Genomic DNA, 12,752 nt, shown 5'->3' with positions numbered 1-12,752 from the left:
CCGCTTCAAATGGGGAGATATTTACTTATCCGGAATTTATGCGGTCCCTGGTGAAGCGCCCAAGGGCTCTCGTATATGCCGCCTTAATAGCAGGAAGCTTGGACGAGCACTGCATCTTCTTTCTACCCCTGAAAGAATTTTCGCACAACTGGCTCTTTATAACCCCGACGTGTTCGAGTTGCATGAGCAGAAAATGCTCAGCCCCATTCCACAAGTTCATCCACTTCAAGGAAACCCCTTAGCTGCTGGGCTGAAACTTCTGCCAGTGAAGGGAACATCATTGGTTGCAGAGGAAATCGGTCTCAAACACGCTACAGCTGTCGTGACCTACGATGATGGTGAGCGCCAGAGGGTTCCCCACCCCTATTTGGGCGATCTGCTTCTCTATATCCAGCCGCAAGGCTCGGACCCCTATGCCGTGAACTGGACGGTAAAGTTGAATGCGATGGATTTTGATGAGGTCGCTCGGGGAAGTTTGAAAAGCTTGGCGAAACAGAAAGAAAACCGCGAGAAAGCTCGCTTACGGCACGCCTTGGAAGAGATTTACTATCACAGTGCAGGCATCAGGACTGTGAGGGTTTCCAGGGATCTGCTGGATCCAGTCCTAGTGGCCAACTTGGATCTTCTGTATGGCTACCATGATCGCGAGATCAGTCTCGAATCAAATCTTCTCGAGGATTTCTCACACGACATCGAAGACTGTGTCACTCAAGGGAGACCAGTAGCGTCCGTTGCCTTGAGGTACGGACAGCGGTGGGGGCGGCGTGATCTGTTTCTGACGAAGATCTACAAAGACATATGGGAGCGCAAACTACCGGTCAGTTTGTTTGACCCGATCCTTATCAATCATCCATTGGTGACGGATGCGCCGGATGTTCTGCAGGTCTATAGCTCACTTTTTGCCGGGCTTTCCGAATGATCACTGGTTCTAAGCTGAGAGCACCTGAAGGATTCAAAGGGCTGACGAAGGATGTCGAATACTATTTCCTTGCAGGTGACGGCAGGGCAAACAGGGCACGCCTTGTATTTTTTGATGAAGAGGGCACCACTGCGAGTTTGCTAACGCTTTCCCGGCCTGAATTTGATCTGGCCCTGACCAATGGTGATCTTGTGGAATGCGGTAGTGACGCCACACCTCCTTGGTTAATGGCCATCCGGGGCATTTCAGTGGATCAATTGGAAAAAGATCGGGTAAGGGCAACGAAAAGCTACGATGAAATGGTTAACAAGCGTTACCTCGCCATAGCGGAGTTGGTAGATCATGCTGAAGAGATCCTCTCGAACGACAATCCCGAATCGATCATCAACGCTCATGCTGCCAATCAGTCACCTTCTCAGAATGCAGCCCGGTTGAGGTTTTGGTTTTTTAGCTATCTGGTGTTCGGCCGCTCGAAGTGGGCGCTTATGCCCAAGTTCGACCGCTGCGGTAGAGGCAAAAGGGAACAGACCGCAGACGGGCAAATGTTGGGAAGGCCGCCAAAGTCAGGACGTAAATCCCGATCTCCTGCTACGGCCGAAATGCAGACTTCTATCCTGGACGGGTTCATCAAATACAACGATAAAACTAAATCTGACGCTGAAATCTTTGGTGCCGTGCTGGTGGGTGAATTCGGTTGTATTCCTTTTACAACATCGGCAGGAAATAAGAAGTTCTATCACCCCGAAGGTAAGCCTTTCCCCACAAAAGGACAGTACGATTACTACCTTGGTCAGGCGATAAGCACCAAGGCATATAGGAAGGCACGTAGAGGTACCAGTGGGGCTCGAGCTAAGTCCGGGTTTGTTGGAAGCTTTTCCCATGACTTGGTCAATGTAAACCAACTTGTTGAATTTGACGGCTATAACCCCAAAGGCAAGATATCTGGCTTGCTCGAAGGATCCGCTATGGATTCGGCCTGTATAGTTCGAGGGGTGTGTGGCCAGTCTGGTGCTGTAGTCGCCTTGGGTTTCTCCGAAAACAAAGAAACCATGGAAGCCTACCGCATGGCCCTGTTCTCAATGGCCATTTGCAAGGTCAAATTTGCATCGTTGTTTGGCCTGACGATCAGAAAAGAAGACTGGCCCACTTACGGACTGCCGCAAAACATCGTCTTTGACCGTGGACCAGGCTCTACCATGGGCGTACCGATTCGTTCAGAAGCAGTGGCCCGTGGCGAAATGATGAGTTGGTTATCCAGACTTGAACTGACTCCTACTCACTCGGGTCAGTCGAAAGCAACGGTTGAATCGTCGCATCCTAGGACCAAATCTGACAATGATCAGCCAACACACTTTCATAGCTCTCTCAACTTTGTAGAGATATGCAAGCGGCATATTCTGCAAGCTATTTACGATAACCATGCTTCAGGTACTGAAGGGAAGATGACGCCTGAGATGTTGGAGGTGGGCTTCAGTCCCACGCCACATAACATTTACAAATTCTATAGTGATCTTGGTTACGATTCCGGCACGGAGGTGAGTTTTGACTACGCAGTGAGAGAATTTCTGACTCCTCGTCCGGCGCACATCAAAAGGAGTGGCGTTTATTTTTACGGTCGTAAATACAATTCATCGAAGTTGATTGGAACCGAAGTTTTTGACCGGATTGCGTTCAATGGCCAGATACCGGTAACCGCTTATGTCATGATCATGTGTGTCAGACATATCTGGGTCGAATTAGAAGGTGTTTTGTACGAGCTGGACTTTGTAAAGCCAGCGAGCGTCCATCCCAGCAGCGTCGACATTTCGCTGTCGGATCTTCAGGCGCTCAATGAGAATCGGCTGCGCGGCAATGCGCAGCTTCGTGAAGAGCAGCCCGCAATCCTTCAGGATCGCAATGCCCAATTTCTTCACGCCACTGGCAAGGCCTGGGACAGTGGTATCCGCAAGCCTGGGCGCCCTGCGAAGGGCGGAGCTGCTGAGCGTGATGCCGCCGACCAGAAGCGGTTGATGGGGAAAGGCAATGACTAACATCTTTTCTGCGCGCTTTGACGGGCTGGACACGCTGGCTGATATCCGGAGTTTGATTACAGTGCAACCTGATCCGGTAGCCGGGCTTGAGGAGTTGAGTCCTGCATTGGCCGCTGAGCGTTTGTCAGAGGTACTGAAGACGATTTTCCTTCCCAACCAGTTTTCTTTGGACTTCATCAAAGACAGCGTTGATCGTGCGCGCAGCTTTTCGGCTGAGAGTTTTTCCACGGACCAGCAATATCAGCGGCGGCTGTATCACCCCCCGGAGAACGAGGCGTTTCCTATCTGCCTCACCGGCCTTGCAGGGGTTGGGAAGAGCCAAACTATCAGTGCGCTGATGAAGGTGATGCCTGGACCTGCACCTTATGCATCCGCTCATTACCACGAACCTCATATATTGATCTCGTATTGGTACGCCAGCGCCAGGGGTAAGGCTGGCGGCAGGCAGCTGTTGGAAGACTTCCTCGGTGGCGACGCGACAGGAGTTAGAGCGAATACATCAAAGCTACTGACGGAGTGCCGGCGTAGGGTGAATCGTGATGGTGTATCACTAATGATGCTCGAAGAGATGCAGCATCAGAGCACTGGTCAAGGGGTGGCCCGCGTTACGGATATTCTCCTCACCATGGCCGGGCTTGGGGTTCCAATGATCTATGTGGCCAACTACAGCCTGGGTCACAAATTGCTGACAAGGAATAGTGAGGACAAGCAACGGCTTCTCTCTGAACCCCGTATCATGCTACCGGACCATCCTGACTCGAAGGCCTGGAAGGAATATGTTCTAGAATGCATACGGGTGAGCGGGGGGCGCGTATCTGCAGATCCAAGTGCCCTGGTACATGAGCTGTATCGCTGGACGTTCGGTATAAAGCGTCTGGCGGTTCAACTGATCAAGGTGGCGTATCTTGAAGCCCGTGCAGCCCGTCGCCATACGATTACTTTGGAGGACGTCAACAAGGCATACCTTTCAGCCGCCTACTCCAGCAGTAGGGACGACGTCGAAGAGCTAATTCGTCTCAGCATTCATAAGAGCAAAACCGGGGGCAGGCCTGACCTTCGTTGTCCGTTCCCGGTGCCGGTGCCATCCAACGTGTTGAGCTTCACCAAGGACGATCGAGCTGCACGGGTGAGCGAGAAGATTTTTGTTTCATCCCTTACAGCCGAGGAGCGTAAGACTTTCGAGGAGCTCCATCCACCGGGTTCACCGTCCAATCTCCCTTCGACGCCCAAGCGAGAGAAGAAACCAGCATTGCCCGCGCAAACTCGGGAAGGCTTAGAGGATGCGTATAGCCGACTGCTATCAGAGTCCGAAGGATCACCTAAGCCCAGAGGGCCTGCAAAGTAAGGGCTACGAAAGCGGTCGCGTGTACTCCCAAGACATTGTCAGTCCTATGAAGAGGGTGTGGCCTGCAACAGCGCAGGCAACACTTGCTCGGCCGAGCCCATGAGCATCAGCTCGTTTGGAGCCCTTAGCACGCCCATCGCGGCGTACACCAAGGCCATGCAGACCACGCAGCTGCCCGCCAGCGCCAGACCGCGCCTCTGCCCGGCCCCGCTGCCCACCACCAAACCGGCCAAGATTGGCAGCATTGGCAGGGAACATGGCGTGAAGGCCAGCAATAGTCCCAAGCCGAAAAATATTAATAGGCTCCAGACCAAAGCCCGTTTTTGCAGGCCGCTGGCCAACGCTTGATCAGGCGCTTCATTGACGGCCGACGCGGCGGTAGTGCCGCCCAGGTCCACCACTTGCGTCTGGGTCGGATAACACAGGCCGGCATCGGCGCAGCCTTGAAAGCCCACCTTGATCTTGCCGGTGACGCCGGCGGGAATCTTCAGTTCTAGCGCTTGACGATACACCTGCTGCTGGCCGAAGAACTCGTCGCTGTGGTCTTCACCCTCCGGCAGCTTGGGATTTTGCGCTTCGGCAAGACCGTCGAATTTGAGGCGCTGCTGGTACAGGTAATAGCCATCGGCGATCTGCCAGAACAACTGTGTTTCGCCGGAATCCAAACGTGAGGAGGTAAACGTGAACGCTTCTTTAGCTGGAAGAAATTCGATGTTGGGCTCGAAGGGACTGACGGCGTGTGCAAAACCGGAAAACAACAGCAGCCAAAATAGAAACAATCGATGCATCGGGAAAACCTTTAATAGATAGAGCAATTGGTTTGCACAATAACGGTTGGCTATTAAAACGTGATTAACGAGACGACTTCTCCGCATATAAATCGGCATCGTTCTTATTTATCGTAATGTCGCTTTGCTGGTCGGAAGTCTAATATAGTCGCTCGACAAGATGATCATGTAATTGTTGATCGGCCAACACGACGAGATGATTACCTAGCAACATCGTCGATGTGCTTATAGGGCAAAGGCGGAATTGAGTGAAATCTCTTAATATAAGATTCCCAATCTGTCCAGCGGCATCATCACGGACATACGCAGTTCAAACGGCATTCGGATGATTTCGGCCCAGCGCCCCCGTGGGAGACGTGTTTTTGCAGCTAAAGAAAAGCTAGATCGCGCGGCTCTAGGTCTAATTCGACCATGAAGCCATCTGATTGAAGCCGATTGGATATGCACTCGCATATTGGACGGTAGATTGGACAATCGTCCAGCGTTCACAACCGAAATTATCTCAGTTTTACATCGACTCTTTTGCCTTCACACGTAGCGTGCCGATGAACTGATTCAGTGCCCGGTAGTCAGGGATACCCGTGGAGAGGTCGACGCATTCGATGGCTGCCAGCGGCAAATCCGTTGCGGCAGCTTGAAAATTGTAGATGAACAAATTTCGCACCTGTATTTCTTGAAGCAGGCCTCGGGCCATTGATTGCGAGGTGATTAAAGCATCAAAGGGCGTATTGTTAATTGAATTCAAAGCTACGCTTTCTTCAACTTCTGAAGCTCTGCAGATCCTCCATTGTTGCATGCTGCAAAGTATCCTATCTATCACTACTGCAAGCTCGAACGAGCGCTCGACAATTAGGATTCTAGGTTGGTGCTGAATTGGAATAAAACTCATGTATTACTTAACCTCAAAGCAATATCATTTGTTAAGCGCCAGCCTTATGCTAAAAAAGCTAGTGGTAACAAGCCATAAGAAAAGAGTTTCCTTTTTTCAGTCAGTACATATTCTAAACCGCTGTCGCTTTGCTCTGTGCAAGCCCTTATGCAGCTAAGAATAAAGTCTTTGCGCCGTGAATAAATTAGGATTTGTCTCAAAAGTGCGGATTTTCACCTTGCTAGTATTTGTAGAATCTTAAAAATGCGTAAACTCCATCATCACTCTCAATGAGTACATCTTATGAATAATCAAGTAATCGTGGTTGATGATCACCCATCTGTTCGCCTGGCTGTCAGCGCGTTGCTGCGTGATGAGGGTTACACTATTGTCGCGGAGTCAGATAACGGCGAAGACGTGCTGGAGCTGGTACAGCGACTTAAGCCGTCTTGGCTGATACTGGACTTGGGCCTTCCCGGTCTGGACGGATTTGGCGTCATCAAACAAATCACTGACCTCCGGCTACCGGTGAGCATCATCGTGCTGAGTTCAGAGACCGCTAGGCATGTCGTAATACGCTGCCAGGAGATGGGCGCACGCGGTTTCGTCAGCAAGCAGGACAATATGTCGGAATTGCTGAACGCCATTTCTGCTGTTAAGTCCAGCGGGGCCTATTTTGCTCACCTTGTCTAACACTCTTGGGCAAGGCGAATAGCTCAGGAGAATTAGGTATAAATGACATTGTGGATGCGCTTGAAAAAAGTGAACTCGATGAACCGCTTCTGTTAGGAAAGGGCCCTCTGGGCTCAACCGCCATGCCTGGCGTGTTTCTCATTACCTTATGAGAAGCCCAGCTGATTCTGCAGCTTAAACAGCTCTGTATCGGTTCGGATGCCTAGTTTTCGAAACGCCGACTGTTTCTGCCCGCTGATTGTCTTACGGCTGCGAGAAAATTTCTCGGCGATCTGTGAAACGGATAAGCCGTCCAGGCAGCAACGCAGGACTTCGCTTTCCTTAGGCGAAAGCTCAGAGAAGTTAGCTAGCGCATGAGTTTCCAAACTGTCACCGACATCCTGGTCCTGAGGTACAGGTAATTTTTCCAGTTCGCTGGCCATATTGGGCGCCAGGTATATGCGATCTAGCGCCACGGTTCGAATTGCACGTATCAGGTCGTCAGACTCCTGGGATTTACCCACAAAACCTCTGGCACCTGCGCGGATACTCATGTTCACAGTAGCGGGACGCTCCATTGATGAGAAAACCACAATGCGTAATTCCGGGTACTGTTTACGCAGCCAGTCGATTAAGCGCAGGCCGTCCATTTCACCATCGGACAACTGGTAATCCAGAATCAGCAAATCGACTGGTGCCTCGCGCAGACCCTCCATCAGGCCTCGACTGGTCGAGTAAATGCCGGCAACTTTGAACGTGGGCTCCAGCGACAGCCGCGCCTTCAGTGCGTCCCTAATAAGCGCATGATCATCAAGCAGAGCTATTTGCAGCGGCTTTAACTCGGACCACCTCATGAAATCTACCTTCTGAAAAAGAACCGCAAGAGCGCGTTTCCGCAATCGTATGAAAACAAAGGGTAAAGCGTTCAGGCGCGTTGCCAGATTTTAGCATTATCAGTGCGAGCACCTAGCCTTTAAAGGATGATGATTAATCTGACATAGTCTGTCGTGAGAAATCTATTTTTGCCAAGCGCATCTGAACAGATTCTCGCTGGGAGCGCATTTTTTCGCGGCGGCCAGCCAGACGTGCTGGCGCCTCCCTCATTGGACACCATCGACGCCTGCCGCCGGTGCCGATGACTATCTACTACCCGAACGGATCTGGAACGTGAATTTATCACTTAAGTGTTTTACTTGGTTTTTTCTTCCTATATCCGGATGGGTACTGGGCGTTGTGCCAGCCGTGGCGGCTGATGAGGTGAGGTTATTGGTGCGCACTCCAACACACTCGATTCCAGTGTCCTTCGCGCCTCATACCCGTGCTTGGCTTGACCGCGCCCCTGCGGTGAGGGTTGCAATCTGGGGAGGTTCGCGACCGCCAATGTATATGGGGTACGATACCGGCGTCTTCGAGGGACTTACTGCTGATGTTCTGGGTACCCTGCAGCCGATGCTTGGTTTGCAATTCAAAATTCTTCGTTATAAAAATCGAGTCGAAGCTTTAGAGGCCATTGCTCGGGACGAAGTTGATATGCTCGCGTTCAATGACGCGACTGTTGCTCCAAACCTTTTGGTGAATGCCACTACTCCCTATCTGCTCAATCGTAAAATCCTTCTTAGACGCAGCAGCGATAGAGACAAGTCCACCACTAATTTAGCCAATGAACGCCTTGCTTACATCGGGCCTAATGAAGCTTTGGCCTCTCGGCTACGTCAGCGGTACCCCGGGGCCACCCTCATTTCGTACACCAATCACCTGACAGCCCTGACCGCACTAACGTACAACCAAGTTGACGCCATGCGCAGTGGCGCTATCACTGCAGAATACTTGACCTCACGGTTCTACCGAGACGATGTGTATGTCGCTGACGACGCGGATGTTTCGCCCCAGGCCGACATTGATTTCGCGGTCAGTGCGTGGCGGCCGCAGTTGCTGGACGCTCTGAACCGTTCACTAGCTGCTATTCTCTTGGCAGATATGCAACGACTCACGTCCAGTTGGGGGTTGAGTGACGACTGTGTTCTGGCACGTCAGTCCCTAGCGTTGACCTTAGAGCAGAAGGCTTGGATTGCCGCACATCCGAACCCAAAGCTGATAGTAGCGGGGGCAAATGTGCCGCTGAGTTTCTACGACGAAAAAGGACAGCTGCGAGGCTTAAGCATTGAACTGTTAAAGCTGATCGAGCGCTACACAGGACTGAAATTTCAGATCGAACGTAGCGACAGCGTCAGCGACATGGTTAACCAGCTGCAAAACCATCAAGTGGATGTCCTAGCGACACTGATAATCGGTGATCATTGGATTGAGCCGAGACAATTTACTCGACCCTACATTATAAGCCCGTTCGTAGTGGTCACCCGCCGCTCTGAAACAGGCATCCATGGTCTTGAGGGGCTCAATGGCATGCGCCTTGCCCTTACTCAAGGTAATCCGCTGTCGGAATGGGTGACGCAGCATTACCCGAAGATCAAGATCGTCCCAGTTGACAATGCTACGCGCGGGCTGGAGATGCTGGCCGAAGGCAAGGTCGACGGCGCCGTACATACTTGGTTTGGCGCCGATTATTTCGTTACCCAGCATTTTCGCTCAGATCTGCATATCGCGTCGGTCTTTGGTCCTTCGTACGCCAGAGTCGCGATGGCGGTTGCTCCTGATAATCTGATCTTAAAGGACATTCTGGACGTCGCGCTTCTGCAAATCTCACCGCAAGCACTAAAGGGACTGACAGACCGGTGGCGCAGCAATACCCCCCCGGCGGCGGCCAGTTCTTGGAGTACCTATCACGATCTGGTGTACCAAATTATCGGCGTAGCCCTCCTATTCGGGCTGGTTTTTCTCATATGGATTTACTACTTGCGCAGGCAGATCCAAAAACGTCGGAAAGCAGAACGTGATCTGGAAAACCAATTAGAGTTTAGCCGGACGCTCATCGATGGTGCGCCCTTAGCGTTGTATGTGCGGGATCAGGAGGCCCGGCTGGTGCATTGCAACCAAGCCTATCTGGATTTCGTTAAAAAAAGCCGGGAAGAGCTGATCGGCAAAACCTTGATAGAAAGTAGCCATTCGACCCCGGAGTTCAGTTCAAGCCATCACCACATTTATATGGATGTGCTCAAGCAAGGGCAGCCGAGACTGAATGATGTTGATGTAGAGATGTTTGGACAGCATCACCGGCTTTACCACTGGATACTGCCGTACCGCGATACTGCCGGGGCAGCGTTGGGCTTAATCGGTGGCTGGCTGGATATCTCCGAGCGAGAACACCTGGTCACTCAGTTAGAGATTGCTAAAGAGGAGGCCGTACAAGCTAGCCGTTCTAAGTCAGCGTTTCTGGCGAGTATGAGTCACGAGATCCGTACGCCTATCAGTGCTTTGATCGGCTTGATCGAGTTGTTACGCCTGCAGCAGGCCAGCCCAGAGCAGATGGAGGAGAGCCTCGAGGTGGCGCATCAGTCGGCGCAGTCCCTACTGTCTCTAATAGGTGACATTCTGGATCTGTCGAAAATTGAGGCAGGCGCCATGGTAGCGTCGCCGCGTCCTACCCATCTGAGCCAATTAATTGAATCTGTTCACCGTTTGTTCGAACCAAACGCACTCAAAAAGCGATTAGATTATCGCCTTGTAATGGATGTTCTCCATCCAGGGGTGATGATCGATCCGCTGATGCTCAATCAGATCGTAGCGAACCTTATCAGTAACGCGGTCAAGTTCACCGAGCAGGGCTCGGTCTATGTGCTGTTGCGTGAATTGCCGGAACCGCCAGTCGAAGGTCGTTACGCGTACGAAATCCAAATTGGCGATACAGGCACCGGTTTGAGCGAGGTAGAGCAGCAAGAAATTTTCGAGCCCTTTGTCCAGGCCGGTCCCCACGCCGATCAAAAAGGCGGAACCGGTTTGGGATTGAGTATTTGTAATAGCCTGGTACAGGTGCTGGGCATGGCGCTGAGTGTTGAGAGCCAGAAGGGTGTGGGCTCACGCTTCACGCTACGCTTCGACGCCGAGCCCGCAGAGGCATTACATAATCATGTCGATGGTGCGCTTACAGCCGGCAACTCTTTCCACCGACTAAAAATCCTAGTAGCTGAAGATCATGCGCCCAACCGCCTGTTGTTATGCCAGCAAATAGAATACTTGGGGCATGAGGCGGTACCCTGCAACGACGGCGAGGCAGCGTTGCGACTATGGAGCGATGCAAAGCCGCCTTTTGATTTGACCATCACCGATTGCAACATGCCGCACATGGATGGCTACGAGCTGACGAGTCGAATGAGGGACCAAGAATGCGATCTAGCTGCTTCCCCGCACCCTATTTTTGGTTTGACTGCTAACGCTCAAAACGAAATCGTAGACCGCTGTATGGCAGCGGGGATGACCCGCTGCCTATTCAAACCACTGGGTGTTGAGACCCTATCCCCTTTACTTGCAGAAATTGCACTGCAAGCCGAGCGCCGGTCGTCAGCCGCGCGTGCCGGCAGCGAGCTGGAGAAACTTCGCGCGCTGAACCCTGATGCGTACGGACCGCTAGTTGAGCAACTCCTGTGTACCAACAAAGAGGACGGCAAAAAACTTGTTGCGGCACTGCGGCAGGGCCATCACGAGGGGATGGTTCGACTGGTCCATAGGATCAGAGGCAGCGCGCAGTTGGCTAATCATCAGTGTCTGGTCGAGGCGTGCCGGACGCTGGAAGAGTCATCCAGTGCCACACCTGTAGAAGACCAGCGGCGTCTTGTCGGCGAAATTCTTCAGTTCCTTGACGCGCTTGAAACAAAGCTGTTACTTGATTCCTCACCCGGCCCTTGCTAGCGATCCAAATCTCCGAGGCCTAAAATTTTTGGTTCTCATGAGGCATTGAGTTCTGAGGAAAGATGGTCGCTGAACTATAAGACAAGTCTCAAGTGTTGAGTCCTCTGCACGCTAGAACTCCGACGGGCTGTTCTTTGAGCTGACCTTCACGGAGTCGGTCGAGTAGGAAGCCCCGAGCAAAAGTCACGATGCGCTATACCTACGGCCGCAACCGTTACCTGGTGCACGTAGAACAGAAAGTAGCTGCCAAGAGGTTCAGCGTTCAGCGGGATCGTGCTTGGGCAGTCCAAGAGCGTATTGAAAAGCTTGAGGTGCTGCTTTCTGCCAAGCTTCCACAAGTCTAAGTCGCACGACTCCTGGCGACTATGCCAAAAGACGATCTCGCGCTCGCCCCTCGGCTTCAATTGGTCGCGTAACCATCCTACCTTCCTGTCACTGCGGCTGACGCTTCACCAATCATGATCACGCCGTAGTAAGCGTCGTATGCATCCGGCCAAGTCATCTACCCGTGCCGTTGGCCGGGGCCAAGTCCCACTCATCATCATCGAATATCTGCGTTGAAATACAGCACCCGCGCGGCACCGTCATAGTGAACTGGCCCACTGAAAATGCTGTGATCGCCACCGTGATGGGCGATGACGCTGTCATTTTGGTTCAACAGCCCACAGAGCGATGAGTACTGTTTAGCAGCTAGATACTCGGGCTACTGGCCATGAAGCTAAACGCCCTGTTCCCACGATTCCTCCAGGCACTTTGGTCGCGAACATGGTTGAGGGTTATATCATCGGTCTGGCCATCGCCTTTCTAGTCGCGCGTCCCACCCTAAGCCCTGAATGGCGCCTTCTGATCATCACGGGCTTCTATTGTGGCCTTACCACCTTTTCTACATTTTCAGCTGAAGCGGTTGCCTTGATTCAGGAAGGCAGACTGCTCTGGGGGCACGAGCAAAGCGCAGTTTCCGCGCGAAGGTTTGATTGCTGGTGAGCTGAACTGCACCTACCAAATGGATGGCTCAGAAAAGTCGTTCAGCATTTTGGGCAGAGCTCCATGCTAGTGATAGAGCCAAGCTATTGAGTGTAGCCTCGGCGTGATCGATTTCGGCGTTAGTCACGTGATCTTCGGCAGGGATGAGGCGAGATTTTTACGGACTCGTTCAGCCCTGCAACACATTAAAGGTACGAACATGGCACATGTTCGAGGAAGCATTCGCGGCCCGTCTGAGTACTTCATCGGAGAGTCTTCTGGGATATGAATCGTACCGTTAACGCTCAAGGCGAGGTCATGGTGATCACATAGATACCTGATTGGATCGGTTTTCCGAGGCTAT

At 52.1% G+C, this 12,752-nt stretch carries 7 protein-coding genes and 2 pseudogenes; 6 read left to right on the top strand and 3 right to left on the bottom strand.

The features are described 5' to 3' along the window. The first annotated feature begins 193 nt into the window (after positions 1 to 193). Genes ACI77I_RS23460 through ACI77I_RS23450 form a run of 3 tightly spaced genes read left to right on the top strand, consistent with a single transcriptional unit; the run spans position 194 to position 4,294 of the window. Positions 194 to 919 carry a transposase gene (locus ACI77I_RS23460; protein WP_406998531.1) on the top strand — a complete coding sequence of 242 codons (726 nt, stop codon included), beginning with the start codon at positions 194 to 196 and terminating at the stop codon, positions 917 to 919. Further along, positions 916 to 2,949, top strand: a complete 2,034-nt coding sequence (locus tag ACI77I_RS23455) for a transposase (RefSeq protein WP_406998530.1) — start codon at positions 916 to 918, stop codon at positions 2,947 to 2,949. Before ACI77I_RS23460 ends, ACI77I_RS23455 begins: the two co-directional genes overlap by 4 nt. After that, a complete protein-coding gene (locus ACI77I_RS23450; protein ID WP_406998529.1) occupies positions 2,942 to 4,294 on the top strand; it encodes a transposase in 1,353 nt (450 codons plus the stop codon). The genes ACI77I_RS23455 and ACI77I_RS23450 overlap by 8 nt, the downstream gene beginning before the upstream one ends. A 77-nt stretch (positions 4,295 to 4,371) precedes the next feature. Here the strand turns inward: ACI77I_RS23450 and ACI77I_RS23445 are convergent. Then, positions 4,372 to 5,082 (bottom strand): annotated as a pseudogene (locus tag ACI77I_RS23445) (protein-disulfide reductase DsbD domain-containing protein); the annotation flags it as partial. Positions 5,083 to 5,590: 508 nt separating this feature from the next. Beyond that, positions 5,591 to 5,971 (bottom strand): hypothetical protein, encoded by a 381-nt coding sequence (locus ACI77I_RS23440; protein ID WP_406998528.1) that lies wholly within the window; start codon positions 5,969 to 5,971, stop codon positions 5,591 to 5,593. Positions 5,972 to 6,253: 282 nt separating this feature from the next. Between ACI77I_RS23440 and ACI77I_RS23435 the strand changes: the two genes are divergently transcribed. Then, positions 6,254 to 6,643: a response regulator transcription factor gene (locus ACI77I_RS23435; RefSeq protein WP_406998527.1), complete on the top strand. Its 390-nt coding sequence runs from the start codon at positions 6,254 to 6,256 to the stop codon at positions 6,641 to 6,643. A gap of 146 nt (positions 6,644 to 6,789) precedes the next feature. Here ACI77I_RS23435 and ACI77I_RS23430 read toward each other — a convergent pair whose 3' ends face one another. After that, positions 6,790 to 7,476, bottom strand: a complete 687-nt coding sequence (locus ACI77I_RS23430; protein WP_406998526.1) for a response regulator — start codon at positions 7,474 to 7,476, stop codon at positions 6,790 to 6,792. A 313-nt stretch (positions 7,477 to 7,789) separates the two neighbouring features. Between ACI77I_RS23430 and ACI77I_RS23425 the strand changes: the two genes are divergently transcribed. Together ACI77I_RS23425 and ACI77I_RS23420 are read left to right on the top strand one after the other, a co-directional pair. Beyond that, positions 7,790 to 11,425 carry an ATP-binding protein gene (locus ACI77I_RS23425; protein ID WP_406998525.1) on the top strand — a complete coding sequence of 1,212 codons (3,636 nt, stop codon included), beginning with the start codon at positions 7,790 to 7,792 and terminating at the stop codon, positions 11,423 to 11,425. Positions 11,426 to 12,119: 694 nt separating this feature from the next. After that, positions 12,120 to 12,361: pseudogene (locus ACI77I_RS23420) on the top strand (fluoride efflux transporter CrcB); the annotation flags it as partial. Positions 12,362 to 12,752 lie beyond the last annotated feature (391 nt).

The sequence above is a fragment of the Pseudomonas sp. D47 genome (assembly GCF_045447305.1).
Lineage (GTDB): Bacteria > Pseudomonadota > Gammaproteobacteria > Pseudomonadales > Pseudomonadaceae > Aquipseudomonas.
The sequence above is the reverse complement of the archived record's forward strand: the minus strand, read 5'-3'. Positions and strand labels throughout refer to the sequence as shown.